The organism is Crenobacter sp. CS_VA4 (assembly GCF_055597485.1).
This window is the reverse complement of sequence record NZ_JBVMAE010000004.1, coordinates 21411-48087: the sequence shown is the minus strand read 5'-3', so window position 1 is coordinate 48087 and position 26677 is coordinate 21411. Positions and strand designations below refer to the sequence as shown.

At 63.6% G+C, this 26677-nt stretch carries 25 protein-coding genes; 19 read left to right on the top strand and 6 right to left on the bottom strand.

What is annotated here, in order from left to right; genetic code table 11:
* Positions 1-31 precede the first annotated feature (31 nt).
* Positions 32-1057 (bottom strand): tRNA (adenosine(37)-N6)-threonylcarbamoyltransferase complex transferase subunit TsaD, encoded by a 1026-nt coding sequence (tsaD, locus tag ACZ2IA_RS04930; protein WP_470291670.1) that lies wholly within the window; start codon positions 1055-1057, stop codon positions 32-34.
* A gap of 109 nt (positions 1058-1166) precedes the next feature.
* On the opposite strand from tsaD, the gene ACZ2IA_RS04925 reads away from it, so the two are divergent.
* From ACZ2IA_RS04925 to flgL, 12 genes are all read left to right on the top strand, one after another.
* Positions 1167-1586, top strand: a complete 420-nt coding sequence (locus ACZ2IA_RS04925) for an OsmC family protein (protein ID WP_470291457.1) — start codon at positions 1167-1169, stop codon at positions 1584-1586.
* Positions 1587-1920: 334 nt separating this feature from the next.
* The gene (gene flgB / locus ACZ2IA_RS04920; RefSeq protein WP_470291456.1) at positions 1921-2331 is read left to right on the top strand and encodes a flagellar basal body rod protein FlgB; all 411 of its coding nucleotides are present in this window, start codon (positions 1921-1923) and stop codon (positions 2329-2331) included.
* Between the two features lie 3 nt (positions 2332-2334).
* The gene (flgC, locus tag ACZ2IA_RS04915) at positions 2335-2748 is read left to right on the top strand and encodes a flagellar basal body rod protein FlgC (RefSeq protein WP_470291455.1); all 414 of its coding nucleotides are present in this window, start codon (positions 2335-2337) and stop codon (positions 2746-2748) included.
* A gap of 15 nt (positions 2749-2763) precedes the next feature.
* Entirely contained in the window at positions 2764-3432 is a 669-nt protein-coding gene (locus ACZ2IA_RS04910; RefSeq protein ID WP_470291454.1) for a flagellar hook assembly protein FlgD, read from the top strand.
* A 66-nt stretch (positions 3433-3498) separates the two neighbouring features.
* Positions 3499-4740, top strand: coding sequence for a flagellar hook protein FlgE (flgE, locus tag ACZ2IA_RS04905; protein WP_470291453.1), 1242 nt, complete (start codon positions 3499-3501; stop codon positions 4738-4740).
* A gap of 22 nt (positions 4741-4762) precedes the next feature.
* The gene (locus ACZ2IA_RS04900; RefSeq protein ID WP_470291452.1) at positions 4763-5506 is read left to right on the top strand and encodes a flagellar basal body rod protein FlgF; all 744 of its coding nucleotides are present in this window, start codon (positions 4763-4765) and stop codon (positions 5504-5506) included.
* Between the two features lie 30 nt (positions 5507-5536).
* A complete protein-coding gene (flgG, locus tag ACZ2IA_RS04895; RefSeq protein ID WP_470291451.1) occupies positions 5537-6319 on the top strand; it encodes a flagellar basal-body rod protein FlgG in 783 nt (260 codons plus the stop codon).
* Positions 6320-6397: 78 nt separating this feature from the next.
* On the top strand, positions 6398-7117 hold the full coding sequence (locus ACZ2IA_RS04890; RefSeq protein WP_470291450.1) for a flagellar basal body L-ring protein FlgH: 720 nt from the start codon (positions 6398-6400) through the stop codon (positions 7115-7117).
* A gap of 22 nt (positions 7118-7139) precedes the next feature.
* Positions 7140-8237 (top strand): flagellar basal body P-ring protein FlgI, encoded by a 1098-nt coding sequence (locus ACZ2IA_RS04885; RefSeq protein ID WP_470291449.1) that lies wholly within the window; start codon positions 7140-7142, stop codon positions 8235-8237.
* Between the two features lie 96 nt (positions 8238-8333).
* Entirely contained in the window at positions 8334-9314 is a 981-nt protein-coding gene (gene flgJ, locus ACZ2IA_RS04880) for a flagellar assembly peptidoglycan hydrolase FlgJ (protein WP_470291448.1), read from the top strand.
* Positions 9315-9385: 71 nt separating this feature from the next.
* Positions 9386-11167 carry a flagellar hook-associated protein FlgK gene (gene flgK, locus ACZ2IA_RS04875; protein WP_470291447.1) on the top strand — a complete coding sequence of 594 codons (1782 nt, stop codon included), beginning with the start codon at positions 9386-9388 and terminating at the stop codon, positions 11165-11167.
* A 26-nt stretch (positions 11168-11193) separates the two neighbouring features.
* Positions 11194-12108 (top strand): flagellar hook-associated protein FlgL, encoded by a 915-nt coding sequence (gene flgL / locus ACZ2IA_RS04870; protein ID WP_470291446.1) that lies wholly within the window; start codon positions 11194-11196, stop codon positions 12106-12108.
* Positions 12109-12178: 70 nt separating this feature from the next.
* Here the strand turns inward: flgL and astE are convergent, their stop codons facing one another.
* From astE to ACZ2IA_RS04855, 3 genes are all read right to left on the bottom strand, one after another.
* On the bottom strand, positions 12179-13183 hold the full coding sequence (astE, locus tag ACZ2IA_RS04865; RefSeq protein WP_470291445.1) for a succinylglutamate desuccinylase: 1005 nt from the start codon (positions 13181-13183) through the stop codon (positions 12179-12181).
* A gap of 143 nt (positions 13184-13326) precedes the next feature.
* Positions 13327-14115 (bottom strand): enoyl-CoA hydratase-related protein, encoded by a 789-nt coding sequence (locus tag ACZ2IA_RS04860; RefSeq protein ID WP_470291444.1) that lies wholly within the window; start codon positions 14113-14115, stop codon positions 13327-13329.
* A 25-nt stretch (positions 14116-14140) separates the two neighbouring features.
* Positions 14141-14929 carry an alpha/beta fold hydrolase gene (locus ACZ2IA_RS04855; protein WP_470291443.1) on the bottom strand — a complete coding sequence of 263 codons (789 nt, stop codon included), beginning with the start codon at positions 14927-14929 and terminating at the stop codon, positions 14141-14143.
* A 124-nt stretch (positions 14930-15053) separates the two neighbouring features.
* On the opposite strand from ACZ2IA_RS04855, the gene ACZ2IA_RS04850 reads away from it, so the two are divergent.
* The 5 genes from ACZ2IA_RS04850 to ACZ2IA_RS04830 all read left to right on the top strand — a co-directional run bounded on the left by ACZ2IA_RS04850 (position 15054) and on the right by ACZ2IA_RS04830 (position 21977).
* Positions 15054-16844 (top strand): EAL domain-containing protein, encoded by a 1791-nt coding sequence (locus ACZ2IA_RS04850; protein WP_470291442.1) that lies wholly within the window; start codon positions 15054-15056, stop codon positions 16842-16844.
* Positions 16845-17538: 694 nt separating this feature from the next.
* A complete protein-coding gene (locus tag ACZ2IA_RS04845) occupies positions 17539-18678 on the top strand; it encodes an ABC transporter ATP-binding protein (protein WP_470291441.1) in 1140 nt (379 codons plus the stop codon).
* Between the two features lie 16 nt (positions 18679-18694).
* Positions 18695-19612, top strand: coding sequence for an ABC transporter permease subunit (locus tag ACZ2IA_RS04840; RefSeq protein ID WP_470291440.1), 918 nt, complete (start codon positions 18695-18697; stop codon positions 19610-19612).
* Complete coding sequence (locus ACZ2IA_RS04835; RefSeq protein ID WP_470291439.1) at positions 19605-20504, top strand: ABC transporter permease subunit; 900 nt, start codon at positions 19605-19607, stop codon at positions 20502-20504. The genes ACZ2IA_RS04840 and ACZ2IA_RS04835 overlap by 8 nt, the downstream gene beginning before the upstream one ends.
* 177 nt (positions 20505-20681) lie before the next feature.
* The gene (locus ACZ2IA_RS04830) at positions 20682-21977 is read left to right on the top strand and encodes an NAD(P)/FAD-dependent oxidoreductase (RefSeq protein ID WP_470291438.1); all 1296 of its coding nucleotides are present in this window, start codon (positions 20682-20684) and stop codon (positions 21975-21977) included.
* 145 nt (positions 21978-22122) lie between these two features.
* Here ACZ2IA_RS04830 and ACZ2IA_RS04825 read toward each other — a convergent pair whose 3' ends face one another.
* Complete coding sequence (locus ACZ2IA_RS04825; RefSeq protein ID WP_470291437.1) at positions 22123-22317, bottom strand: hypothetical protein; 195 nt, start codon at positions 22315-22317, stop codon at positions 22123-22125.
* A 489-nt stretch (positions 22318-22806) separates the two neighbouring features.
* Here ACZ2IA_RS04825 and speA point away from each other — a divergent pair, with 489 nt between their 5' ends.
* Together speA and ACZ2IA_RS04815 are read left to right on the top strand one after the other, a co-directional pair.
* Positions 22807-24687 (top strand): arginine decarboxylase, encoded by a 1881-nt coding sequence (gene speA, locus ACZ2IA_RS04820; RefSeq protein WP_470291436.1) that lies wholly within the window; start codon positions 22807-22809, stop codon positions 24685-24687.
* A 137-nt stretch (positions 24688-24824) separates the two neighbouring features.
* Complete coding sequence (locus ACZ2IA_RS04815; RefSeq protein WP_470291435.1) at positions 24825-25295, top strand: OsmC family protein; 471 nt, start codon at positions 24825-24827, stop codon at positions 25293-25295.
* 122 nt (positions 25296-25417) lie between these two features.
* Here ACZ2IA_RS04815 and ACZ2IA_RS04810 read toward each other — a convergent pair whose 3' ends face one another.
* On the bottom strand, positions 25418-26599 hold the full coding sequence (locus ACZ2IA_RS04810) for an acetyl-CoA C-acetyltransferase (protein WP_470291434.1): 1182 nt from the start codon (positions 26597-26599) through the stop codon (positions 25418-25420).
* Positions 26600-26677: the final 78 nt, after the last annotated feature.

Sequence of the window (26677 nt, the reverse complement as noted above, 5' to 3'; positions counted from 1 at the left end):
ACGCGCAGTAGGGGGAATCGGTAAGCGGGGTTCAGGCCTTCGGTAAGGTGCCGAGATCCCAGCGCGGCTTGACGCCGAAGCCGCCGGCCGGCCGGGCGAACTTCAGCCGCTGCGCGCCGGCGTAGGCGATCATCGCGCCGTTGTCGGTGCACAGCGCCAGCGGCGGGTAGAACACCGCGAAGCCGCGTTTGGCTGCCGCCGCGTCGAGCGCGGCGCGCAGCTGCTTGTTGGCGCCGACACCGCCGGCGACCACTAACTGGTTCATGTCGGCCTGTTTCAGCGCCTTCAGCGACTTCTGCACCAGCACGTCGACGATCGCCTCCTGGAAGGCGCGGCAGATGTCGTTGCGGGTGGTGTCGTCGAGCTCGCCCTGTTCGGCCTGTACCTGCTTGACCAGCGTCAGCACCGCGGTCTTCAGGCCGGAGAAGCTCATCTCGAGGTTGTCCGATTTCAGCATCGGCCGCGGCAGCGTGAAGCGGGTCGGGTCGCCCTGTTCGGCCAGCTGCGACAAGAGCGGGCCGCCCGGGTAGGGCAGACCGAGCAGCTTGGCGGTCTTGTCGAACGCTTCGCCGGCGGCGTCGTCGAGCGTCTCGCCGAGCACCTCGTAGTCGCCGACGCCGCGCACCGCCATCAGCTGGGTGTGGCCGCCGGAAACCAGCAGTGCGACGAACGGGAAGGTCGGGTGCGGTTCGGCCAACAGCGGCGACAGCAGGTGGCCTTCCAGATGGTGCACGCTGATCACCGGGATGCCTAGGCCGAACGCCAGCGCGTTGGCGTAGCTCGCGCCGACCAGCAGCGCGCCGCCGAGGCCCGGGCCTTCGGTGTAGGCGATCGCGTCGAGGTCGGCCAGCGTCTTGCCGGCTTCGGTGAGGCAGGCCTCGGTCAGCGGCACCACGCGGCGGATGTGGTCGCGGCTGGCGAGCTCGGGCACCACGCCGCCGTACTCGGCGTGCATCGCCATCTGCGTGTGCAAGTGGTGCGCGATCAGGCCGGCGTCGGTGTCGTACAGCGCGACCCCGGTCTCGTCGCAGGAAGATTCAATACCCAGTACCAACATGGCGGTCATCAAAGCAAGTCAAGATCACCATTTTACCGGCGATTGTTGGTTCTCCCAAACCGGGATGCTAATCTATGCCGTTAGCTTTAAATAACAAGGCAGAGAGACAATGAAAGGCAGATTGAAGTGGGTGGACGGCGTGTGCTTCATGGGCGAGACCGGCAGCGGCCATGCGGTGGTGATGGACGGCGCGCCGGAGGGCGGCGGCCGTAACCTCGGTCCGCGCCCGATGGAGCTGCTGCTGATGGGTGCCGCCGGCTGCACCAGCTACGACGTGATCGGCATCCTGAAGAAGTCGCGCCAGGACGTGCGCGACTGCTGGGTGGAGATGGACGCCGAGCGCGCCGACACCGAACCGAAGGTGTTCACCAAGATCCACTTCCATTTCGTGGTGGTGGGGCGTGGGCTGAAGCCGGAAGTGGTGGAGCGCGCGATCAAGCTGTCGGCCGAAAAATACTGCTCGGCGTCGATCATGCTCGGCAAGACCGCCGACATCACGCACGACTTCGAGCTGCGCGAAGACGCTTAAGACTCAACGGGCCGGGCCGCCTATATGGTGGCCCGTTGTGTTTTGCCGTTTGCCATTGGCATGATATTGTCGCTGACTAGGTTGTGGTGGTGATTATTTGATTGTCGTCGAGGATTGTTGCGTCAGGCTTTCTGGCATGGTTTCGGCCAACATTGCCGGTGGGTTTGTCGCTGTTTGGCGACAAATTGCCGGCAAGGGGCGGCAAATTTTGCCGGTGAGTGGTGAGTCCTTTTAAATTGCCGGCTTATTTGTATGTAATTGCTGAATGGCGGAGTGTTAAATTCGTCTGGCATGAATAATGCTTAAAGCTGCGGAGTTTTGGAGAAACCTACTTATGCTCGACAAGATCGCCAAGCATTTCGACTTTCAGCAGCGCGCCCTCGACGTGCGTGCCAAGCGTGCCGAGGTGATTGCCAGCAACATCGCCAACTCCGATACGCCGTACTACAAGGCCATGGACCTGGACTTCAAGGCGGCGATGCAGGCCGCCAACGGTGAGCAGAAAACGCTCGCTATGGTCACGACCAGCCCACAGCACATCAGCGGTGGTGGTTTGCCCGGTTTTGATGACAAGGCCGCGCTGATGTATCGCTCGCAGGTGCAACCCAGCCTCGACGGCAACACCGTCGATATGGACATCGAGCGGGGCCAGTTCACCGACAACGCCATGAAGTACCAGGCCAGTCTGACATTCCTCAACCGCCGCATCGCCGGCTTGTCCGAAGCGATCAAGGGAGGCCAGTAATCAATGTCGCTTTCTAATGTGTTCTCGATAGCCGGTTCGGCGCTGACGGCACAGTCGATGCGCCTGAACCTGATCGCCAGTAATATCGCCAACGCCGACAGCTCCACCAGTGCGACCGGCGAGCCGTACAAGGGGCGTCACGCCATCTTTACCGTGACCCCGGTGTCGGCCAACGAGCCGCGCATTGCCGGCGTGCGAGTGACCTCGGTGGTGGAAAATCAAAGCTTGCCGCGGCTGAAGTATGACCCGAGTAACCCGCTGGCCGACGCCAAGGGCTACGTCACCATGCCGAACGTCAATCCGGTCGAGGAGATGGCCGACATGATCTCGGCGTCGCGCTCGTACCAGACCAACGTCGAAATGATGAACACCACCAAGACTCTGCTGCAGAAAACCCTGCAGCTGGGTTCTGCCTGAGGCGAGGCTTAGCAGATGGCTATCGATAGCGTAAACAACAACACGACGACGTCGGGCAGTTCCGGTGGCCCGCTCAAATCGAGCAGCGCCGCGGACATCCAGAACCAGTTCCTGAAGCTGCTGGTGACCCAGCTGCAGTCGCAGGACCCGCTCAACCCGATGGACAACAGCCAGATGACCAGCCAGATGGCGCAGATCAGCTCGGTCAGTGGCATCGAAAAGCTCAATGGGACGATGGGGCAGTTGCTGCAGTCGCAGTTTGCGTCGCAGTCGATGATGGCGACCTCGTTGGTCGGCCACCAGGTGATGGTCGCCGGCAACAGTCTCGCTTACGACGGTACCAACAACGCGAAGGGCGGCGTGGTGCTGAACGATGCGGCGAAGTCGCTGACGATTACCGTCCAAGACAGCACCGGCAAGGTGGTCGATACCGTACAGGTCGCCTCGCCGCAGGCGGGGCTGAACAACTTCGCTTGGGACGGTACCGACTCGAACGGCAACAAGCTGCCGGCCGGCAAGTACACCTTCAGCGCCAATGCGGCCAAGCAGGACGGCACCGCGGTGCAGGCCACCGCCTACGGTTATAGCAACGTCAATGCGGTGACCTGGAACCAGGGCGTGCCGTATCTGGTGACTGGTGACGGCAAGCAGTACGGTTTGGGCGATGTGGTGCAGTTGACCTGACCTTCGACCCGACAACGTAACGCATAACAACGACAGAACAGAACTTCAGAATCCAGGAGTGCGGCAATGGGCTTTCAGCAAGGTTTGAGTGGTGTAAACGCTGCGGCAAAGCAGCTTGATGTGATCGGCAACAACGTAGCCAACGCCTCGACGGTCGGCTTCAAGGCGTCGCGCGCCGAATTCGCTGACATGTACGCCGGCGGGGTCGGTGGGGTCGGCTCGAACCAGGCGGGGATCGGCTCCCAGGTCAGCACAGTGAGCCAGATGTTCAACACTACCAACATCAGCAGTACCGGCAGAAACCTCGACTTGGCGATCAACGGCAATGGCTTCTTCATCGTCAAGAACATGAATGCGGGCACTAGCAGCGGCTCCATCCAGTACAGCCGTAACGGTCAGTTCCAGCAGGACAAGGCCGGTTACATCGTCAACGGTAGCGATCGCCTGCAAGGCTGGATGGCCGACGCCAACGGTCAGATCACACAGGGCCCGACCGGCGACCTGATACTCACCTCCAACCTGATGACCCCGCAGGCGACCACGAAGGTCGACTTGTCGCTCAACCTCAACTCGACCGAGTCGACCCCGGCGGTAACCCCGCTCAACCCGACCGACAACAGAACCTTCAACGACTCGACCTCGACGACGGTATACGACAGCCTCGGCAACCCGCACACGGTCAGCTATTACTTCGTCAAGGATCCGGTCACCCCGAACAAGTGGGCCGTGACCACCTACGCCGATAGTGCATGGGCTACCCCTCTTGGCACCCAGACCGTGACGTTCAATCCGAACGGCACGCTGGCAACGCCGGTCGCTGCGTTCAACGTGGCAGTGCCGTCCGGCACCGGCTCGGCCACGCCGTTCAACGTGGCGATCAACCTGGCTGGCACTACCCAGTACGCCTCCAAATTTTCAGTTAACGACAACTCCCGAGTCGACGGCTACGCACCGGGAAGTCTCACCACTTTCTCATTCGACAAGAGCGGCATCATGACCGCGAACTATTCGAATGGTCAGCACAAGGTGGTCGGCCAGGTGGCGTTGGCGACCTTTGCCAACATGCAGGGGCTGCAGCAGGAAGGCAATAACCGTTGGGCCGAGGCATTTGCCTCTGGCTCGCCGCGGATCAATACCCCGGGCGCGTCCAACGTCGGCGAGATCGCAGCAAGCTCGCTAGAAGACTCCAACGTCGATCTGACTGCCGAGCTGGTGAACATGATCACGTCGCAGCGTTTCTATCAGGCCAACGCCCAGACCATCAAGACAGAAGACCAGGTCATGCAGACCCTGATCAACCTGCGTTAAGCCGGCGGCCTAGGAGTAGATCATGGATCGCATGCTGTTTTTAGCAATGAACGGCGCCAAGCACGTCGAACTGCAACAGGCGACGACGTCGAACAACCTCGCCAACGCACACACCACCGGCTTCAAGGCCGACATGGTGGCGTTTCGCGCGCTGCCGGTAGTGGGCGAGGGTGCGCCGACCCGCACCTATGTCGTCGACAACACCGTCGGTCACGATATGTCGACGGGCAGTATGATGCAGACCGGCAGCGACAGCGACTTCGCAGTTGGCACCGCGGGCTTCTTCGCCGTGCAAGGGCCCGGTGGCAATGAGGCCTATACCCGTGCCGGCGGCTTCGTCATCGACGACGCCGGCATGATGCGCACCCGCAGCGGTTTGCCGATTCTGTCGGACAACGGCCCGATCACCGTGCCGCAGGACATGAAGATCAACGTTGCCCGCGATGGCACGGTGTTGGCGTTCCCGCAGAACCAGACCAACTTGACGCCGCAGATCGTCGCGCAGATTAAGCTGGTCAACCCCGGCGACCGCGCGGTGTACAAGGGCGATGACGGTCTGTTCCACCTGCAGGGTGGCGGCGTTGCTCAGGCTGACGATCAGGTCAGTCTGGTGCCGGGGGCGCTCGAGAACAGCAACGTCAATGCGGTCGAGTCGTTGATGCAAATGATCTCGCATGCCCGCCAGTTCGACCTGAACGTGAAAATGATGCAGACCGCCGATCAGAACGAAAAACAGGCCACCCAGATCATGGCCATGAATGGCTGATCGACGGCTAAAACATAAGGAAACCACGCCATGATGCGCGCCCTTTACATCGCCAAGAGCGGGATGGACTCCAGCCAGTTCCTGCTCGACGTGGTGTCAAATAACCTGGCCAACGTCAATACCAAGGGCTTCAAGCGCTCCAACGCGACGTTCGAAGACCTGTTCTACCAGACCATCCGTCAGCCGGGAGCCCAGTTGACCAATGGCAACACCGTGCCAACCGGCCTGCAGATCGGCTCCGGCTCGACCCCGATTGCGGCGCCCAAGGTGTTCTCCGAGGGCAACTTGGCGCAAACCTCGCAGCCGCTGGATCTGGCGATCCAGGGGGACGGCTTCTTCCGAGTGGCCATGCCGGACGGCACCATCGCCTTCTCGCGCAATGGCGAGTTCCATCGAAACGAGAACGGCGACATCGTCAACAGCTCCGGCTTCCAGCTCGACCCGAACATCAATATCCCGGCCAATGCGACCCAGATCACCATTTCCAACACGGGTGTGGTGCAGTTCGCCCTGCCGGGCAATGCCGCCTTGCAGAATGCCGGCACCATCCAGCTGACTACCTTCATCAACCCGCAGGGTTTGAACAGCGTCGGTCAAAACCTCTTCTTGGAAACAGCCGCGTCGGGCTCGCCGCAAGACGGCGATCCGGGCACCGACAGCCGCGGTACCCTTCGCCAGGGCTTTTTGGAGGACTCCAACGTCAATGTCACGGAGGAGCTGGTTCGGATGATCCAGGCGCAGCGTTCGTTCGAGATGAACTCGCGTGCGGTCAAGACCGCCGACGAGATGTTGCAACGGGTCGCTCAGCTGTAATCATGCCGGGCGGGTCGCCCCGCCCTGAAAGCGTAATCCCAGGGCCGGCGTGATGCCGGCTCGCTGCAGATAGATCTGATGATGATTCGGCCAACCTTTTTTGATCGCCACGCCCGCCGTCTCCGCTTCGCGGCGATGGCCGGCGCGCTGGCGCTGCTGACCGGCTGTGCGATGCAGCAGCCCTCGATCGTGCAGCTGCCGACTACGGCGCGGCCGCAGCCGGTGCCACAGCAGGCGCTGGCCAACGGCTCGATCTTCCAGACTGCCAACTACCGGCCGCTGTTCCAAGACCGTGCCCCGGCGATGGTCGGCGATACGCTGACCATCGACATCCAGGAGCGCACCAGCGTCAGCAATTCGGAACAGACCGACGGCAACCGCAGCGGCTCGGCTACCGCGCACATCGCAGCGGGCGTGTCGTTGCCGTTCATGCCGGGCTACCTCGAAGGCATTCTCGGCAATACCTCGCTCACTGGTAGCGGTGCGCTCAAGTCGAGCGGCAAGGGCAGCAATAGCAACAGCAGTTCGTTCACCAGTTCGATCACCGTTACCGTGCTCGAACAGCTGCCGAACGGCAACCTGGTGGTCAGCGGCGAGAAGCAGATTCGCGTCAACGGCGACAACGAATTCGTCCGGCTGTCCGGGGTGGTCAACCCGCGCGACATCCTGCCGGGCAACCGTGTGTCGTCGACCAAGGTGGCCGATGCCCGCATCGAGCAACAGACCGACGGCAACAACCGCCGCTTTGCCGAGCCGGGCTGGTTGACCCGCATCTTCCAGTCGGTGCTGCCGCTCTGACACCAACCCAGTCTGGAATACCATGAAACGTTACGTTTTCCTCGCGCTTGCCGCGCTTGCGCTGTCCACTCCGGCCTTGGCCGAGCGGATCAAGGACCTCGCCACCATCGGCGGCGTGCGCTCCAACCAGCTGGTCGGCTACGGCCTAGTGGTCGGTCTCGATGGCAGTGGCGACAAGCAAAGTTCGTCGCCGTTCACCGTGCTGTCGATGTCGAACATGCTGTCGCAGCTGGGCATCCAGGTGCCGCCCGGCGTCCGGATCGACCCGAAAAATGTCGCGGCAGCGATGATCACCGCCACGCTGCCGCCGTTTGCGCGCCGCGGTCAGTCGATCGACATCACCGTGTCGTCGATGGGCGACGCCAAGAGCCTGCGCGGCGGCACGCTGCTGCTGTCGCCGCTGAAGGGCGCCGACGGGCAGATCTACGCGATGGCACAAGGCAATGTGGTGATCGGCGGCGCCGGCGCGTCGGCGGCCGGCAGCAAGGTGCAGATCAACCAGCTGAACGCCGGGCGCATTCCGAACGGTGCCACCGTGGAGCGCGAGGTCGCCAGTGGCCTGAACGAAGGACCGACGGTGCAGCTGGAGCTGACCGAGTCCGACTTCACCACCGCCAATCGCGCGGTACAGGCGATCAACAAGAACTTCGGCTACGACACCGCCCGCGCTGTCGACGGCCGGCTGATCGAGGTGCGCGCGCCGCAGGAGCCAAGCCAGCGCGTGTCGTTCCTGGCCCGTCTGGAAAACATCCATGTCGACCCGGCCGAGGTCTCACCGCTGGTGATCATCAACGCCCGTACCGGCTCGGTGGTGATGAACAAGGCGGTCACGCTCGATCCGGTGGCGGTGTCGCACGGCAATCTGTCGGTCTCGATTAGCAACACTCCACAGGTCAGCCAGCCGGCGCCGTTCTCGGGTGGCCGCACCGTCACCACCAACAAGGCTGAAATCAGCGTCGAAGAGCAGAAAAACCGCGTGGTCAGCCTGCCGCGTGGCGCCAACCTGAACCAGGTGGTGAACGCCCTGAACGCGGTCGGCGCATCGCCGCAGGACCTGGTGTCGATCCTGCAGGCGATGAAGGCGGCCGGTGCCTTGCGCGCCGAGCTGCAGATCATCTAACCCGTTTAACCCGTTTCCACCCCGGGCCGGCATTCGCTGCCGGCCCCATCTGTCCACGGTTGGCCGAACTCACATCAAGCCGACCCGGGAGGCTTCATGAGTATTGCCGCGCCCTCGTTCATTCCGCGCACCAGTGGTGCCAGCAACTCGCTGGCGGCCGATCCGACCTCGCTCAACACCCTGCAGGCGAGTGCGGCGAAAGACCAGCGCGCCGCGATCAAGCAGGTGGCCGGCCAGTTCGAGGCGCTGTTCCTCGATACGCTGGTCAAGGCGATGCGCTCGACCTCGTTCGACGGCGAAGAGAAATCGAACGATATGGAGACCTACCAGGGCTTGTTCGACCAGCAGATGGTGCAGTCGCTGTCGCAGGCGGGCGGGGTGGGCTTGGGTGAGGTGCTGGCGCGTCAGATCGGTCAGATCGCCGGCGTGACCGACAAGGACATCGCCGGCCATACCGTGTTGGCCCCCCTGCCGCTGGTCTCGAACGCCTATCGCAGTGGCAAGGCGAACGTCGAGGATCGCCTGCAGGCGCTGGCGCTGAAGGCCAGCGCCAACGTCGGTTCTGCTAGCGGCGCCAGCGAGGGAGCGGTCAGCAGCTTGGCGACGGGTGATGCCCGTGAATTCGTCAAGACGCTGCTGCCGCATGCCCGCCAAGCCGCCGCCCAACTGGGGGTGGCGCCGGCACTGGTGGTGGCGCACGCGGCATTGGAAAGTGGCTGGGGTAAGCGCGCGATCAAGCACGCCGACGGTCGCGACAGCCATAACCTGTTCGGCATCAAGGCAAACGGTGGCTGGAATGGCCCGACGGTCGACGTGCTGACCACCGAATACGTGAATGGTGCACCGCAGAAGAAGGTCGAGCGTTTCCGCTCCTATGCCTCGTACGCCGAGTCGATGGCCGACTACGCCAAACTGCTGACCGACAATCCGCGCTACAAGGCGGTGCTGGGGCAGGGGCAGAACCTGCAGGGTTTCGCGCAAGGGCTGCAGAGTGCCGGTTACGCGACTGATCCGCGCTACGCCAAGAAGCTGACCGATGTGGCCAGCACGCTGCTAGCGAAAGCCAGCGGCAGCTGAGTCCGTATTGGGCGAGCGGGGTCAAGCTTTTCCTGCGTTGGTCGATAACAACGCAAAAGGGGTGAGGAATTATGGCACTAGATATTTTTGGCATCGGCGTCAGCGGCCTGAACGCGGCCAAGGGCGCATTGAACGTCATTGGCAACAACATTGCCAACGTCAACACGCCGGGCTACAACCGCCAGGTGACGCAGCAGTCGAACCGTAACCCGCTGCCTCTCGGTACCTCGTTTTTCGGCGCCGGGGTCGACCTGAATGTGGTCAACCGCGTCTACGACAAATACCTGGACCGCCAGGTGCAGAATGCCACCACGCAGAACGGCAACTATCAAGCGCAGCTGAGCTTCCTCAATCAGCTCGACAGCACGATGTCGGACAGCAGCAACGGCCTGAGCTCTAGCCTACAGAGCTTCTACAGCAGTATTCAGGCGCAATCGGCCAACCCTTCGGTCGCGGCTGGTCGGCAGAGCGTGGTCAATATGGCACAGGCTCTGGCGAGCAAGTTCCAGTCGATCGATTCGCGCTTGCGTGAACTGCATGCCGGCGTCAATACCCAGATTCAGGCGTCGGTCGGCAATGTCAACACCCTGGCCGATACCGTCGGCAAGCTGAACCAGCAGATTGCCGCACTGGCGGGGCAGGCGCAGGGGGCGGCTCCGAACGACCTGATGGACCAGCGCGACCAGGCCGTGCTCGAACTCAACAAGCTGATCGGCGCCAGCGTGGTGCCGCAGTCTGACGGCAGCTACAACGTGTTCATCGGCAACGGCCAGGCACTGGTGCAGGGCAACGCGGTCAACCATCTGGATACGGCCCCCGATCCGAGCAACCCGCAGGAACTGCAGCTGGTGCTGAAAGACTCGAAAGGCAGCACTACCACGATGGGGCCCCAGTCGCTCGATGGTGGCTCGCTGACCGGCTTGTTCACCTTCCGCGATGGTACGCTGAAGAACGCTCAAGCCCGGCTAGGCAACCTGGCGATCGACTTCGCCGGGGCGATGAACTATCAGAGCAAGCTCGGCCTCGACAGCAACGGCAATCCCGGCACCAATATGTTCACCGACCTGTCGGGCTACGCCAACAACCCGGCAGCCGCGACGCAGCAGCTGCAGGTGCTGACTACCGACCCGAGCAAACTGGCGTTCGCGTCCAACCTGAAGCCGCAGAGCACTGCAGCCTCGGGAGGCGTCGTGCTGACCGGGGTGTCAAGCACCTTGCCTAGCAACTACGGCTGGAATGCGGGTGTGGCGCCGAACGTGGCCAATCATCCGAGCCAGGGCATCACCAATATCCAGATCGACGGCACGGCCAACACCGCGACGATTACCGGTGGTCCGGCTGCGGGCCCCTATAACGTGGTGCCGAACCCGAACGTATCTAACGGTTACAAGTTGGTCAGCACGGCAGTGCCGCCGGTGGACATCGGTATCGAGTTCAAGCTGTCCGGGCAGTTGGGTGCCGGCATGGCGTTCACCGTTGTGCCGAACGGTGCACCGATCGGCCAAGGTGACAACGGCAACCTGCTGGCGATGGCCAATCTGCAGACCAAGCCGATCGTCAACAGCGACCGATTTGCTGTTCCTCCGGCCCCCAATACGATGAGTAGCGTACAGAACGCCTACTCGAGCCTGGTTAGCTACGTCGGTAGCTCCACCAATCAGGTGCAGTCGGCGTCGACTGCGCAGACCAACACTCTTAAACAGGTGAACAACACCCGCGAGTCGGTGTCGGGCGTCAACCTCGACGAGGAGGCGGCCAACCTGTTGCGCTACCAGCAGGCTTACCAGGCTTCCAGCAAGCTGATTTCGATCGCTCAGGACGTATTCGGGCGCATCCTGAACCTGGGCAGCTAACGATTAGGATTTGACGGAGTAGTCCGATGCGAGTCAGTACCAATTCCTTCTACACCTTCGGCGCCAACGCGATGATGCAGGGGCAGTCGAACCTGTCGCAGCTGCAGCAGCAGATCTCATCGGGCAAGCGAGTGAACAACCCGTCCGACGACCCGATCGCGGCAGCGCGGATTCTTGAGTTGAACCAGTCGGACGGCCGCAACAGTCAGTTTGTCGACAACACCAAGGCAGTTGATTCGTCCTTGTCGCTGTCCGAGCAGGCGCTGTCGAGCACCTCTGATCTGATCAGCACCTTGAAGACGTTGGCGGTACAGGCTGGCAACGGTTCGCTCGACACCACGCAGTTGGGGATGATCCAGACCGAGGTCAAGCAGCGCTTCCAGGAGCTGGTTGGCTACGCCAACACCCGGGATGGCCAGGGGAAGTATCTGTTTGGTGGCAACGCCATCGATCAGGCGCCGTTTGTGGTCAACGGCACGACCACTACCTATCAGGGCGATACCGGGCAGCGCGATGTGCAGGTCAGCCCGTCCAGCCAGATTTCGGTGACCGAGGTCGGCTCGCTGGTGTTCGGCGATGCGGTTACCAATAACTCGACCAAGATCTTCGACGATGTCCAGCAATTCATCCAGGTGCTGGGACAGAACCCGAAACCGGCCAATTACGGCACCCAGATCGCGAATGTGATCAGCAGTTTTGACGACAATTTGAAGCGGGTGTCGACCGCGCAGGCGTCGATCGGTGCCAGGATGAACCAGAGCGAAGCGGTACGTAACAACGACACCGATGTGGGCTTGCAGTATAAAACCACACTGAGCGGGCTGCAGGATCTGGACATGGGCAAGGCCAGCAGCGACCTGCTGATGGCGCAATCCTCGTTGCAGTATTCGCAGCTGGTGTTCCAGAAGGTGCATGGATTGAATCTGTTCAACCAGCTGTAAGCCTCGGCCTCATTGCGGAAAAGCCGGCATCTGCCGGCTTTTTTCATGAGCATCAGGTTGGCCGAAAAGCCTATAGCGTGACCGGCTCGACCACGATGCCGGCGCGCAGGCCGTTCTGCACCTTGGGGTTGGGGAACAGGATGCGCTCCTCGCCGCCAGCAGCCACGTAGCGGGTGGCGCCGTCTTCGGCGATCAGGAAGCCGTCGGGCAGGGCGGTGAAGTTTTCGACGTCGTCGGCCAGATGCAGGCGGAACGCGTCGCTGGCCTTGATCAGGTTGTACTTGGCACGGAACAGCCGCAGCGCCTCGTCGCCGGCGTGCGGTGCCGGCTGGCCGTTGAGCAGTGCTCGCAACGCGGCGTCGATGCCGGCGAAGCGGGAGAGCTCGTTCTCGCCGAACGGTCGGGCCTTGCCCAGCTCGAGCGTGAACGCGTCGGCGCCGTGGTGACGACTGGTGTAGTAGCTGAAGGTGTTGGCCGGCGCGCTGTGCAGTAGCACGGTGTTGACGCCGCAGGCGGCGAGCCAGTCGAGCTGCTCGCGGTTGTAGTCGCGCTCGTGCAGGAACGGGTAGATCGCGAACTTTTCATAGACCGAGCCGCGGATCGCGGTGTGCAGGTCGTAGTGAAGGCGGCGGGCGCTGGCCGGACAGTTCGCGAAGAACGCGTCGGCCTGCGCTTCCAATTGGGCCGCCCGGGCGGCTTCGCGCGCCGCGGGCTGCTGCCGGTGGGCGCCGTTGAACAGCCGGTTCATGTCGTAGTCGAGGTAGCGCTCGCCGGCGCGCATCGCGTCCGGGTTGCCGAACAGCACCAGCAGGTCGACCGCCAGCGTCAGCCGGCCGGCCAGCAGGTCGGCGACAATGCCGGCCAGCACCTCGATCGGCGCGGTCTCGTTACCATGCACCCCGGCGCTGAGCAGCACCCGGTCGGCGCCGTCGGGCAACGTGGCGGGGGTCAGGCGCAGTACGCCCGGTTCGGGCCAGGAGAGCGTCAGCTCGGCGAGCGCCAGCGGAGCGGTCAGTGGGGGCTGCTGGCGCAGTGTGGCGGCAAGGAAATCGTCGAAGGGCAGAGCGCTAATCATGGCAGTCCGAAGCGGTGGGTGATGTCCGACAGTCTAAGCAAGAATGCGCGCCGACAGGCGATGACGCCGCAGTCCTGTAAGAACATGACGTCAGCGTGTAAAAAAAGCCCGCCGGCGGCGGGCGTTACTGCTTGGCTAAGCTCTCAGTCTAGCCAACTCGGCTTGCGTTGTTCGAGGAAGGCGTGAATGCCCTCGCGACCCTCTTCGCTGGCGCGCACCCGTACGATGGCGGCGATGGTGTCGTCGAGCAGCGCGGCATCGAGTTCGCGTGTGCCGATCAGCTCGACCAATTGCTTGGCTTCGCGCATCGCCTGCGGGCCGTTGATCAGCAGGTGACTGGCGCAGTTCTCGACCGCGCTGTCGAGCTCGTCGAGTTCGACCACCTGGTGCAGCAGGCCGAGGCGCTTGGCCTTGCCGGCGTTGAAGCGCTCGGCGCTGACGAAGTAGCGGCGGGTGGCGCGCGGGCCGATGGCGCGGACGATGTACGGCGCCGACAGCGCCGGGATCACGCCGAGCTTCACTTCATTGAAGCTGAACAGCGCTTCGGAGGCGCCGATCGCAATGTCGCAGCAGGCGACCAGCCCCGCGCCCAGGCCGAACGCCGAGCCCTGGATGCGGGCGATGGTCGGCTTGGGCAGGGTGTCGAGCGCGCGTAGCAGCCGGGCCAGCAGCTGTGCGTCGCGGCGCAGCTCGTCTTCGCTGAAGCTCGCCATGTGGCGCATCCAGTCGCTGTCATGGCCGGCCGAAAAACTGAGCCCGTGGCCAGTCAGCACCACGACGCGCACGCTATCGTCTTCGGCCAAGGTTTCCAGTGTCGCAGTGAGCAGGCTGGCGGTGTCGTCGTCGATGGCGTTGTGTAGCTCGGCGCGGTTGAGCGTGACGGTCGCCACGCCGCGTGGATCGACGTTCAGCAAGACGTTGGGTTGGTTCATGCGAGGTTCCTCGACAGGGTGGTGCTTAGCCCGGGCAGAACTCCATCACCAGGCGGGCGAACGGTTCGACCGCCTCGAGGTGCAGCGCGTGTCCGGCGCCGGGGATAGGAGTGAGCTGCGCGTGCGGCAGGTATGTTGACAGCATTTCCGATTGGTGCTGCGGCGTCAAGCGGTCCTCGCTGCCGACGATGACCCGGGTCGGCGTGCCAATCGATGGCAGCCAAGTGCGCGCGTCGTGCTCGCGCATGCCGGCTATCAGCCGCAGTACCGCGTCCCAGTCGAACAGCGTCGCCATGGTCTTCAGTTCGCTGAGCTGATCCGGATGGCTGGCAAGGAAGCGGCTGGAAAACAGCCAGGGCACGCTGACCGCGAAGCGCAGCTCGATGCCGCCGCTTTCGGCGGCGGCGATCCAACTGGCGGCGATCGCCTGGTCGACCGCGTCGGAGCAGGCGAGGGTGGCGGCCAGCACCAAGTGGTCGATCCGTGCGGGATGCAGGTGCGCCAGGTGCTGGGCGACCATGCCGCCGTACGACAGGCCAACCACGTGGCAGCGCTCGATCGCCAGCGTGTCGAGCAGGCCGGCGACCAGTTGGGCCTGCTCGGGTAGCGGGTAGGCATCGCCGGGCGGTTTGTCGCTCTGGCCCTGGCCGAGCAGGTCGACCCGGATCAGCCGGTAGCGCGCCTCGAGGCGCGGCAGCAGCAGCGTCCAGCCGGCGGTGGACATGGTCAAGCCGTTGAGCAGCAGCAAGGGCCGCTCGCCGCGGCCGCTTTCCTCATAGTACAGCCGATGGCCATGGTAAGTGACGTATGGCATGTCAGCGTCCCCTTGTGCAGGACTTGCCCGATTCATAGACGCCAGCGCCGGGCGATCGCCCCGTCATCGGAACGTCATGCCCGCTTGCTAGCATGGTGCTTACTTCTGGTTAGAACGAATTCTTGTGGAACTCATCGCGCCAATCCCGTTTGCCGGCCCCTCGTTGCGGCCAATTCTTTCCCCCATTCAGCAGGAGCTGGACCGCCTGATCTCGCAGCGCGGTCTGTCGCCGGTGTTTCAGCCTATCGCCGATCTGAGCAATGGCGAAATCGTCGGCTATGAAGGCTTGATCCGTCCGGCGCCAGATAGTTCTCTATCGACGCCGCTGGCGCTTTTTGAAGCGGCCGCAGCGTGTGGTCTGTCGCGCGAACTGGACCGCACCTGCCGCGACGTCACCGCGCGCCGCTTTGCCGAGCTGGGCCTGACCGGTCAGTTGTTTCTCAACCTATTGCCCGACACCTTGGCCGAAGGGCCGCTGCCGGCGGCCGAGTTCGAGGCGAGGAGCGGCCTGGCGGCGTCGCGGGTGATCGTCGAGCTGACCGAGTACCGTCCGAACAGCAGCTACCAGGCGCTGCGTGAGGCCGGTGCGCGCTGGCGCGAGCAGGGCTATGCGCTGGCGCTCGACGATCTGGGCGAGGGCTTCGCCAATCTGCGGATGTGGTCGGAACTGCGGCCGGAGTGGGTCAAACTCGACAAGTACCTGGTGCAGAATCTGGCCGGCGACCCGCTGAAGGAGCAGTTCGTCCGCTCTTTGCTCGACATGGCGCGCGTCGCCGGCGCCAAGCTGGTCGCCGAGGGCATCGAGACGCCGGCCGAGCTGATGGCACTACGCAAGCTCGGGGTGCGTTACGGTCAGGGCTACCTGATCGCGCCGCCACAGCCCGACCCGCCGCGCAAACTCGTCGTCGGCCCGCAGTTCGGCCAACTCGGCCGCCGGGCCGCGCTGCAGCAGCCGGTGGCACGCGATCTGGCGGTGGCGCTGACACCGCTGGCGCCGGAAGCGGCCAACGAGGTAGCCTACCAGCGCTTTGCGACCGATCCGGGCTGCATGGCGCTGCCGGTGGTCGAGCACGGCCAGCCGCTCGGCCTGCTGCGCCGCCAGGACTTTCTGGAGAGCTTCGCCCGCCCGTTCAACCGCGAGCTGTACGGCAAGAAGCCGTGCCGGCTGTTGATGGACCCGCAGCCCCTGGTGGTGTCGGCCGAGCTGGGGCTGCTCGAGCTGTCGCACCTGATGGTGGCCGGCGAGCGCAATCATCTGGTCGACGGCTTCATCATCACCGAGAACGGCCACTACCTTGGCATGGGGACCGGTCTCGAGCTGATGCGCCGGGTCACCGAGCTGCAGATCTCGACCGCGCGTTACGCCAACCCGCTGACCGGCCTGCCGGGCAACGTGCCGATCCACGAGACGATCAGCCGGCTGCTGGAGGCGGGCGAGTCGTTCGTGGTGGCGTACGCCGACCTCGACAACTTCAAGCCGTTCAACGACCTGTACGGCTATTCGGCCGGCGACGGGCTGATCCTGCGGCTGGCGCAGCTGCTGCTCGAGGAAATGGATCCGCACAGCGACTTCATCGGCCATATCGGCGGTGACGACTTCGTGGTGCTGATGCAGAGTCTCGACTGGCAGGCGCGGCTGCAGCGGCTGCTGCAGCGTTTCGACGGGGCGGTGTGGTCGCACTTCGACCCGCGCCACCGCGAGGCCGGTGGTTTCGAGGTGGCCGGGCGCAACGGCGTGGTCAGCTTTTTCCCGCTCACCTCGGTGTCGATCGGCGTACTGTTGGTACGCGCCGGACAGTTTCATTCGCATCACGACGTGGCGCTGGCCGCGGCCGACGCCAAGAAATCGGCCAAGACCGAGCCGGGCAGCCAGCTGTTCATCGTACAGCCGGCTACGCTGGAAAGCGTTGTTTGACTAATTAAACACGGCCGTCGGCAGCTTCCTGTCCTGTTCGCCGCTTCGGTGCGCACTTAAGGCCCTCTGTCATCCTATCTCGGGCGGTGTATTGCCTTCTTTGCCCCCATCCGGTCGGGCACGCGTTTCTATCTTGTCAATTTTATTAAACGTGGGATAAGCTGTGTTCAATCAGGTTTCATCAACGAAACTAAACCAGCCACCACAACAAGACACGAACCGTGCATGCAGCGCCGCCGTATCGGCCGCTGCCGGTGGAGCGCAGTCCCTGATGGGATACTGCAAAGGAGAAGAGGAGTCACTATGTTACGGGTCCCGCCCCGCTCGAATCGCCCGCCGGCCTGGCCGGGCAAATCGCGACGCGTCGAGCCTTCGGCCGACGTTTCCGCAACGATCGATCCTGCCCGCTCGGCCCTAGGCCAGCTTCCGCTTTCGTCTGCCCCCGACGCCCCGTCGGTCATCGCTTCGTCACCTCCCGCCCCCTATCTGCACCCGCTGCGGCCAGCCGACCGTCTGAGCAGCGGTCAGGGCCGCAACCTGCCGCGTCCGCACCGCGGCGTGGATGACCTGGAACGATAAAGCGCGCCAGCGCTGACCGACCCGGACAATCGTCCGAACCGTTTTGGCGACACCGTCGCAACGGCCTGTGTAGGGTTAGTTGTTGCTGGCCCTTGGGATTTAGGGAGTAGAAAGCATGATGGAAGCAGCTGTAAAACCGGCCCCGGCGGCCACCGCCACCGAGCGCCCGTACCTGCAAATCGCCGGTCTGGTGAAGAAGTTCGGTGACAACCTCGCGGTCGACCACGTCGACCTCAACATCCGCCAGCATGAAATCTTCGCGCTCTTGGGCAGCTCCGGCTGCGGCAAGTCGACGCTGTTGCGCATGCTCGCTGGCATGGAGCGCCCGACCTCGGGCAAGGTGATCCTGGACGGTCAGGACGTCACCATGCTGGCGCCGTACGATCGCCCGATGAATATGATGTTCCAGAGCTACGCGCTGTTCCCGCACATGTCGGTGGAGGAGAACATCGCCTTCGGCCTGGTGCAGGACAAGCTACCCAAGGGCGAGATCAACGCCCGGGTGATGGAGATGCTCGATCTGGTGCAGTTGCGCAAGTACGCCAAGCGCAAGCCCTACCAGCTGTCAGGCGGCCAGCAGCAGCGCGTCGCGCTGGCGCGCAGCCTCGCCAAGCGCCCGAAGATGCTGCTGCTCGACGAGCCGCTCGGCGCGCTCGACAAGAAGCTGCGCCAGCAGACCCAGCTGGAACTGGTGAACACGCTGGAGAAGGTCGGCGTGACCTGCATCATGGTGACGCACGACCAGGAAGAGGCGATGACGATGGCCACCCGGATCGGCATCATGAGTGAGGGCCAGCTGCTGCAGGTCGGTACCCCGTCGGAAATCTACGAATACCCGAACTGTCGCTTCACCGCCGAGTTCATCGGCGAGACCAACCTGTTCCCGGGGCAGGTGGTGGTGGACGAGCCGGATCGGGTCGAGATCGAATCGGCGCAGCTCGGCAGTCGCATCCTGATCGACCACGGCATCACCGGCCCGAAGGGGATGGAGGTGTGGACCAGCATCCGCCCGGAAGACGTGCGGCTCGACCGCCGCCCGCCGTCGGCCGGCAACAACGCTGCGCAGGGCAAGGTCGAGGACATCGCTTACTTGGGCAGCTTCTCGATCTATCACGTCAAGCTCGCCACCGGCAAGGTGGTGAAGTCGACGGTGCCGTCGTCGCGCTGGTACGAGGCCGGCGAGGAGCCGCCGACCTGGGGTGACCCGGTGTTCGTCAGCTGGCGCTCCGACCTGCCGGTCGTGCTGACCCGCTAAGCGCAAGGAGAGAACCATGGACCTCAAACGTCTCTTCAAACGCGTCAAGCCGGGCCGCGGCGCGGTGATCAGCCTGCCCTACGTCTGGCTGGTGGTGTTCTTCCTGATCCCGTTCCTGATCGTGCTGAAGATCAGCTTCGCGGCGCAGGACATCGCGATCCCGCCGTTTACCCACCTGATGAACTTCGGCGACGACGGTACGCTGAACATCGCGCTCAACCTAGCGAACTTCCAGTTCATCCTGAGCGACGCGCTGTACGCCGACACCTATTTGTCATCCCTGCGGGTGGCGTTCGTCACCACCGTGTTCTGTCTGTTGATCGGTTATCCGATTGCCTACGCGATCGCCCGGGCCCGTCCGGAGATCCGCAATGGCCTGCTGCTGGCGGTGATGTTGCCGTTCTGGACCTCGTTCCTGCTGCGGGTGTATGCCTGGATGGGGCTCTTGAACCAGAACGGCCTAATCAACCAGTTCCTGATGGCGACCGGGATCGTGCACGAGCCGTTGCAGCTGTTCCACAACGACTTCTCGCTGTATCTGGTGATGGTGTACGCCTACCTGCCGTTCATGATCCTGCCGCTCTATTCGCACTTGGTGAAGATGGACCTGCGACTGCTCGAAGCCGCCAACGATCTGGGCGCGAGGCCGCTGAAGGCGTTCTGGAAGATCACCCTGCCGCTGTCGAAAAACGGCATCATCGCCGGCGCGATGATGGTGTTCATCCCGGCGGTCGGCGAGTTCGTGATCCCGGAACTGGTCGGCGGCTCGGAAACGCTGATGATCGGCAAGGTGCTCTGGAACGAGTTCTTCGACAACAACAACTGGCCGATGGCCTCGGCGGTGGCGACCTTCATGGTGCTGTTGCTGATCGTGCCGATCGCGCTGTTCCATCGCTTCGAGACCCGCGAGTTGCAGGGAGAGAAACATGTATAACGACGGCCGTCTGTCCTGGTTCCTGAAGGGCGTGCTGACGCTGGGCTATCTGTTCCTTTACGTCCCGATCCTCAGCCTGATCGTCTATTCGTTCAACGCATCGAAGCTGGTGACGGTGTGGGGGGGCTTTTCCACCCGCTGGTACAGCTCGCTGTTCCAGAACGAGCAGATCATCTCGGCGGTGCTGCTGTCGGCGAAGATCGCGCTGGCGAGCGCCCTGGCCGCGGTGATCCTTGGCACGGTGGCCGGCTTCGTGCTGGCACGCTTCAAGCGCTTTCGCGGCAGCACCTTGTTCGCCGGCATGATGACGGCACCGATGGTGATGCCCGAGGTGATCACCGGCCTGTCGATGCTGCTGTTGTTCATCTCGATGCAGCAGTTCTTCGGCGTGCCGTCCGAGCGCGGTTTCTTCACCATCTGGATCGGCCACACCACGCTGTGCATGGCCTACGTGTCGGTGGTGGTGCGTTCGCGCCTGCTTGAGATCGACCAGTCGCTGGAGGATGCGGCGATGGACCTGGGTGCCAGGCCGATGAAGATCTTCTTCAAGATCACGCTGCCGCTGGTGTCGCAGGCGATCGCGTCGGGCTTCTTGCTGTCGGTGACCCTGTCGCTCGACGACCTGGTGACTACCGCCTTCCTGTCCGGCCCTGGTTCGACCACGCTGCCGCAGGTGATCTTCTCCAAGGTGCGCCTGGGCCTCAACCCGGAAATCAACGCGCTGGCCACGATCACCGTGCTGGTGGTCGGCACCATCGTCATCGTCGCCAACTACCTGATGATGAGTGCGCAGCGCAAACGCGATAAGGCGATCGCCGCCGCGATGCGCGGCAACGACGCCGAGCAGAAGGACGGCGCCGGCAGCGGCAAGCCCGCCGTCAGCCTGGCGTAAAATAAACAGTACTGAGCTGTAACGACGGCGCGGGCTTTGGTCCGTGCCGTTCGATTCTTTCGAGGGCGGCCTGCGCCGCTTTCGGCCAACCTTGTTGCGGCGTTCATCTCATGCCGCGCGCGAGGAAACCGTAGTGAGCCTGACCATTCCCTGATCCGTCCGATTCCCAACCTTGAGGTGCTTATGCTCGACTTCGCCCGCCAGCCCCATGCCCCATCGTATTACGCCGCGACCGCCGTCCCATGGCCGTTGCACTCGGAGCTGAAGGGGGGTGTGTCGTGCGATGTCTGTGTGGTGGGGGGCGGCCTGTCCGGGATCTCGGCCGCGCTCAACCTGGCCGAAAAGGGCTTCAAGGTGATGCTGCTCGAGGGTTCGCGGATCGGCTTCGGTGCCTCCGGTCGCAACGGCGGCCAGGTGATCGCCGGCTACGCCTGCGACATCGACACCATCCGCGGCCAGCTCGGCGACGAGATGGCCCGTGCGATGTGGGACATGTCGGTGGAGGCGGTCGACATCATCGACCAGCGCGTCAAACAACACGCGATAGCCTGCGACTGGGTGCGTGGCTTCGCCAGCGTGGCGGTCAAACCCAGCCAGATGGGCGAGCTGGAAGACTGGTGTGAGGAGGCGGCCACGCGCTACGGCTACCGCCACCTGACGCTGTGGGACAAGACGACGCTGCGCCGGCAGCTCGGCTCGGAGCGTTACCAGGGTGGTCTGTTCGACAGCTTCTCCGGCCATATCCATCCGCTCAACTACAACCTCGGTCTCGCGCGCGCCGCCGAAGAGGCCGGCGTGGTGATCTTTGAAAATTCGCCGGTGCTGAAGCTGGAGCAGGGCGGCCGGCCGCGCGTCGTCACCGAGCACGGCGTGGTCACCTGCAGCGAGGTAGTGCTGGCGTGTAACTCGTACATCGGCAAGCTGGTGCCGTCGCTCGACCGGCGCATCATGCCGGCCGGCACCTACGTGATCGCCACCGAACCGCTGGGCGAGGCGCGGGCGAAGAGCCTGATCGCCAACAATATGGCGGTGTGCGACACCAATTTCGTACTCGATTACTACCGGCTGTCGGCCGACCACCGCCTGCTGTTCGGCGGCAAGGTCAGCTACTCCGGCCGCGAGCCGCACCATCTGGCCGAGGCGATGCGCAAGGACATGCTGCGGGTGTTCCCACAACTGGCCGATGTGAAGATCGACTACGCCTGGGGCGGCTACTGCGACATCACCCTGAACCGCGCGCCGGACTTCGGCCGGCTGTCGACCAACATCTACTATCTGCAGGGTTTCTCCGGTCACGGCGTCAACATCACCGGTCTCGCCGGCAAGGTAGTGGCCGAGGCGATCGCCGGCTGTACCGGGCGGCTGGATCTCTTTGAGAAGCTGCGCCATCGCAACTTCCCGGGTGGGCCGTTGCTGCGCACCCCGGCGCTGGTGCTGGGCATGGCCTACTACCGCCTGCGCGACTACTTCTAGCGGGTTCGGTGCGTCGGCCCATCGTTGGGTCTAAGCGCCAGAGAACACAAAGCCGGTGAGTCCGATGCAAGCGTCGGGGTCACCGGCTTTTTGCTTGGGCGCTACGCTAGGGAAAGGCGGTCCTGCGGGGCAAACCTTGGGGAGTTCAGTAGTCGTGCTGCTCGCGGCGGGAACGCGGCTCGGAACGGGACACTTCGCGGCTGGAGCCGAAGGCGCCGATCAGCATGGCATACAGGCTGACACGGGCGGCAAGCTGGAGGGGGGCGGTGAACAGATAGTTGTCAGGCGATTGCTGACGGTCGTGGGTGGGGCGGGTCGGGTCGTGGCGCAGCGTAAACATGCGGGTCCTGTTGGTGATGAAGATGGTGTCATGCTACCCGTTGTTTGTGAAAAAATCATTAATATTCAGCAGCTTGGTGGTTTTTTGTTTGCGGTATACGCTTAATGTCGAGATAATATGATATGAAAATCAGCGGCTTAGCGTTGTTTTGCCGGCCGTCTAAAATTTTCCACACACTGTGTTGCGATGCGATGACGGCCTGGCCGGGAAATCTGCCGGTTGACGACTGATTTTTTTGCAGTTTTGCCAACGTCAAGCCGGATTGCCCGACCCCTTCTAAAGCCTTGATTTGCTAGGCTGTTCATTAAATTGGACAGCCGAAAATTTCACTTGTCCTCACCCCCCTTGCTGCCTAAAATCCGCCCTCATTCAGATTTTCTATAGTGCAGTGCAACCTGCATTGCATCGCCCCGACATCCTTGGCAAACGTTGGCCCGCAGCCGTGCACTAAGGGGCGTGATTTCTACTGCTTTATCTTGAGGAATACTCATGGCATGGACTGTGGCTGACAGCCGGAGCCTGTACGGCATCCGGCATTGGGGATCGGGTTACTTCGACGTCGGGGACGACGGCCGGGTGATGGTGAAGCCGAACACGCGCGAGGCGCGCGAGATCGACCTGTACGAGCTGGCGCACACGCTCGGCGACAAGGGTCTCGACCTGCCCCTGCTGGTGCGCTTCCCGGACATCCTGCAGGACCGCGTCACCCGGCTGTGCCGTGCCTTCGACAACGCGATCGCCCAGATCGGCTACGGCAACCGCTACACCGCGATCTACCCAATCAAGGTGAACCAGCAGGAGGCGGTGGTGAAGAGCATCATCGCCACCCAGGACGTGTCGATCGGTCTCGAGGCCGGCTCCAAGCCGGAACTGATGGCGGTGCTGGCGCTGGCGCCGAAGGGCGGTACCATCGTCTGCAACGGCTACAAGGACCGCGACTTCATTCGCCTCGCGCTGATCGGCCAGAAGCTCGGCCACCAGGTGTTCATCGTGATCGAGAAGGAGTCCGAGGTCGATCTGGTGATCGAGGAATCGGCGCGGCTCGGCGTTCGGCCGACCGTCGGCGTGCGCGTGCGGCTGTCGTCGCTGGCGTCGAGCAAGTGGGCCGATACCGGCGGCGACAAGGGCAAGTTCGGCCTGTCGGCCGCGCAGCTGATCTCGGTTACCGACAAGCTGGCCGCCGTCGGCATGAGCGATTGCGTGCGGCTGATGCACTTCCATATGGGCTCGCAGATCGCCAATATCGGCGACTACCGTGCCGGCTTCCGCGAGGCGATCCGCTACTTCGCCGAGCTGCGCTCGCTGGGGATGCCGATCGACCACGTCGACGTCGGCGGCGGCCTGGGCGTCGACTACGACGGCACCCACTCGCGCAATGACAGCTCGATCAACTACGACATGGACGAGTACGCCAGCGTGATCGTGTCGATGCTGGCCGAGTTCTGCGACGAGAACGACATCCCGCACCCGCGCATCCTGTCCGAGTCCGGCCGTGCGATGACCGCGCACCACGCGGTGCTGATCATGAACGTGACCGATGTCGAGCGCCTGCCGGAAACCGTACCGGAAGTCGACGACCCAAGCGAGCTCGCCAAGCCGGTGAAGAAGCTGTTCGAGCTGATGAACCTGGCCGACGCCGACATGGTCACCGAGACCTACTACCGCGCCAGCCACTACATCGCCGACGTGTCCGACCTGTACTCCGAAGGCCGCATCACGCTGAAGGAAAAGGCCTTGGCCGAACAGGTGCACGCCGCGCTGTGCCGCCGCCTGCACAGCCAGCTGACCGCCAGCCAGCGCTCGCAGCGCCAGGTGTTCGACGAGCTGACCGACAAGCTCGCCGACAAGTACTTCTGCAACTTCTCGGTGTTCCAGAGTCTGCCGGATACCTGGGCGATCGACCAGATCCTGCCGATCATGCCGGTCCACCGCCTGACCGAGCAACCGACCCGCCGTGCGGTGCTGCAGGATCTGACCTGCGACTCGGACGGCAAGGTGAAGCAGTACGTCGATCAGCAGAGCATCGAGTCGAGCATGTCGGTGCATGCGGTCGCCCCGGGCGAGGAGTATCTGGTCGCGGTGTTCCTGGTCGGCGCCTACCAGGAAATCCTCGGTGACATGCACAACCTGTTCGGCGACACCGATTCGGCCAACGTCTACGTGCGCGAAGGCGGCAAGCTGGAGTTCTCCGGCATCGAGGAACACGACACCATCGAGGACATGCTGCGCTACGTGCACCTGTCGCCGGAGGAAATCCTCAACCGCTACGAGGAAAAGGCGCGCGCCGCGCAGCTGTCCACCGACGAGCGCAACGTCTACTTCGCCGAGTTCTGCCGCGGCCTGAAGCAGTCGTCCTACCTGTCGGTGTAGAGAGCGGGGCAGGGCGGCAAAACTTGCCGCCAGACGCTATCAAGGTTGGCCGAACCCCTGAACCGGGTTCGGCCAACCTTTTTTCATGCTAACGTGGTAACCGGCACTGTCGCCGGCTTTACCGAACGGAATCCCGCATGGCCTCCTACACCGCCACCGTCGCCTGGCAGCGCGACGGACAGACTTTCACCGACAACCGCTACAGCCGCGCCCACGTCTGGCGCTTCGACGGTGGCCTCGAGGTACCGGCCTCGTCGTCGCCGCACGTCGTGCCGCTGCCGTATTCGAACGAAGCGGCGGTCGACCCCGAGGAGGCGTTCGTCGCCTCGCTGTCGAGCTGCCACATGCTGTGGTTTCTGTCGCTGGCCGTGGAGCAGGGCTGGGCGGTGGACAGCTATCAGGACGAGGCGGTCGGCAAGATGGCTCGCAACGCGGAGAAGAAGCTCGCGATGACGTTGGTGACGCTGCGGCCGAGGGTGGTGTTCGCCGGCCCGGATCGGCCGAGCCGCGAAGAGGTGGAGGCCCTGCACCACAAGGCGCACGAGGCCTGCTTCATCGCCAACTCGGTGAAGAGCGAGGTGCGCTGCGAGCCGCGGTTCGACGAGTGAAGTAGGGGCGTTCTTGAGCGGCTGTAAAGCCGGCAGCCGGCTAGGCCGAAGCGCTCGCTGCAAAACGGACAAACAAAAACCGGGACCTTGCGTCCCGGTTTCTTTGTTGCAGAGGGTCGAGCTTAGACGCGCTCGACCGCCAGTGCCACGCCCATGCCGCCGCCGATGCACAGCGTGGCCAGGCCCTTCTTCGCGTCGCTGCGCTGCATTTCGTGCAGCAGGCTGACCAGCACGCGGGCGCCCGACGCGCCGATCGGGTGACCGAGCGCGATCGCGCCGCCGTTCACGTTGACCTTGTTCAGGTCCCACTTCAGCTCGCGGGTCACGCCGAGCGCCTGCGCGGCAAACGCCTCGTTGGCCTCGATCAGGTCGAGGTCTTCGACGCTCCAGCCGGCCTTGGCCAGTGCCTTGCGGGTGGCGCTGACCGGGCCCATGCCCATGATTTCCGGCGCGCAACCGGACAGCGCGTAGCCGCGTACCACCGCCAGCGGCTTCAGGCCCAGTTCTTTCGCCTTGGCGGCCGACATCATCAGCACCGCGGCGGCGCCGTCGTTCAGGCCCGAGGCGTTGCCGGCGGTGACGGTGCCGTCCTTCTTGAACGCCGCACGCAGCTTGGCGAGGCCTTCCTGCGTGGCGCCCTGCTTGATGAACTCGTCGCGGGTGAACGCAACCGGGTCGCCCTTGCGCTGCGGTACCAGCACCGGCACGATTTCGGCGTCGAACTTGCCGGCGGCTTGAGCAGCTTCGGCGCGGTTCTGCGAGGTCACCGCCAGCTGGTCTTGCTCTTCACGGCTGATGCCGTATTTCTCGGCGATGTTCTCGGCGGTGATGCCCATGTGGTACTGGTTGTACACGTCGGTCAGACCGTCGTAGACCATGGTGTCGATAAGCGTGGCGTTGCCCATGCGGAAGCCGTCGCGCGAACCCGGCAGGATGTGCGGCGACAGGCTCATGCTTTCCTGACCGCCGGCGATGACGATCTCGGCGTCGCCGTTGGCGATCGCCTGGGCGGCCAGGTGGGTGGCGCGCAGACCGGAGCCGCACACCACGTTCAGCGTGGTGGCCGGGGTGGTGACCGGCAGGCCGGCCTTGATCAGCGCTTGGCGGGCCGGGTTCTGGCCGGAGCCGGCGGTGAGCACCTGGCCGAGGATGACTTCGGAGACCTGTTCCGGTGCGAGGCCGGTGTCTTCCAGCAGAGCCTTGATTACGGTAGCGCCCAGCTCCGGGGCGGGAATCTTGGCAAGCGAACCACCGAAGTTACCGATGGCAGTGCGGCGGGCGGCAACAATCACTACGTCTTGCATTGCGTTTCATCTCCGTATCGAGGGGCGCCGGGTTGCCCCGGCGGGTCAGCGTGCTGGCGTCTTCGACCAGCTTTTCTC

Excerpts from the sequence above, each read along its gene's own strand:
- ACZ2IA_RS04885 (WP_470291449.1), top strand. The coding sequence starts at position 7,140 with ATGAAACGTTACGTTTTCCTCGCGCTTGCCGCGCTTGCGCTGTCCACT.
- ACZ2IA_RS04855 (WP_470291443.1), bottom strand. The coding sequence starts at position 14,929 with ATGCCATACGTCACTTACCATGGCCATCGGCTGTACTATGAGGAAAGC.
- ACZ2IA_RS04810 (WP_470291434.1), bottom strand. The coding sequence starts at position 26,599 with ATGCAAGACGTAGTGATTGTTGCCGCCCGCCGCACTGCCATCGGTAAC.
- flgL (WP_470291446.1), top strand. The coding sequence starts at position 11,194 with ATGCGAGTCAGTACCAATTCCTTCTACACCTTCGGCGCCAACGCGATG.
- ACZ2IA_RS04840 (WP_470291440.1), top strand. The coding sequence starts at position 18,695 with ATGGACCTCAAACGTCTCTTCAAACGCGTCAAGCCGGGCCGCGGCGCG.
- speA (WP_470291436.1), top strand. The coding sequence starts at position 22,807 with ATGGCATGGACTGTGGCTGACAGCCGGAGCCTGTACGGCATCCGGCAT.
- ACZ2IA_RS04860 (WP_470291444.1), bottom strand. The coding sequence starts at position 14,115 with ATGAACCAACCCAACGTCTTGCTGAACGTCGATCCACGCGGCGTGGCG.
- ACZ2IA_RS04925 (WP_470291457.1), top strand. The coding sequence starts at position 1,167 with ATGAAAGGCAGATTGAAGTGGGTGGACGGCGTGTGCTTCATGGGCGAG.
- ACZ2IA_RS04910 (WP_470291454.1), top strand. The coding sequence starts at position 2,764 with ATGGCTATCGATAGCGTAAACAACAACACGACGACGTCGGGCAGTTCC.
- astE (WP_470291445.1), bottom strand. The coding sequence starts at position 13,183 with ATGATTAGCGCTCTGCCCTTCGACGATTTCCTTGCCGCCACACTGCGC.
- flgG (WP_470291451.1), top strand. The coding sequence starts at position 5,537 with ATGATGCGCGCCCTTTACATCGCCAAGAGCGGGATGGACTCCAGCCAG.
- flgK (WP_470291447.1), top strand. The coding sequence starts at position 9,386 with ATGGCACTAGATATTTTTGGCATCGGCGTCAGCGGCCTGAACGCGGCC.
- flgE (WP_470291453.1), top strand. The coding sequence starts at position 3,499 with ATGGGCTTTCAGCAAGGTTTGAGTGGTGTAAACGCTGCGGCAAAGCAG.
- tsaD (WP_470291670.1), bottom strand. The coding sequence starts at position 1,057 with ATGTTGGTACTGGGTATTGAATCTTCCTGCGACGAGACCGGGGTCGCG.
- ACZ2IA_RS04845 (WP_470291441.1), top strand. The coding sequence starts at position 17,539 with ATGATGGAAGCAGCTGTAAAACCGGCCCCGGCGGCCACCGCCACCGAG.
- flgJ (WP_470291448.1), top strand. The coding sequence starts at position 8,334 with ATGAGTATTGCCGCGCCCTCGTTCATTCCGCGCACCAGTGGTGCCAGC.
- ACZ2IA_RS04815 (WP_470291435.1), top strand. The coding sequence starts at position 24,825 with ATGGCCTCCTACACCGCCACCGTCGCCTGGCAGCGCGACGGACAGACT.
- ACZ2IA_RS04900 (WP_470291452.1), top strand. The coding sequence starts at position 4,763 with ATGGATCGCATGCTGTTTTTAGCAATGAACGGCGCCAAGCACGTCGAA.
- flgB (WP_470291456.1), top strand. The coding sequence starts at position 1,921 with ATGCTCGACAAGATCGCCAAGCATTTCGACTTTCAGCAGCGCGCCCTC.
- flgC (WP_470291455.1), top strand. The coding sequence starts at position 2,335 with ATGTCGCTTTCTAATGTGTTCTCGATAGCCGGTTCGGCGCTGACGGCA.
- ACZ2IA_RS04825 (WP_470291437.1), bottom strand. The coding sequence starts at position 22,317 with ATGTTTACGCTGCGCCACGACCCGACCCGCCCCACCCACGACCGTCAG.
- ACZ2IA_RS04890 (WP_470291450.1), top strand. The coding sequence starts at position 6,398 with ATGATGATTCGGCCAACCTTTTTTGATCGCCACGCCCGCCGTCTCCGC.
- ACZ2IA_RS04835 (WP_470291439.1), top strand. The coding sequence starts at position 19,605 with ATGTATAACGACGGCCGTCTGTCCTGGTTCCTGAAGGGCGTGCTGACG.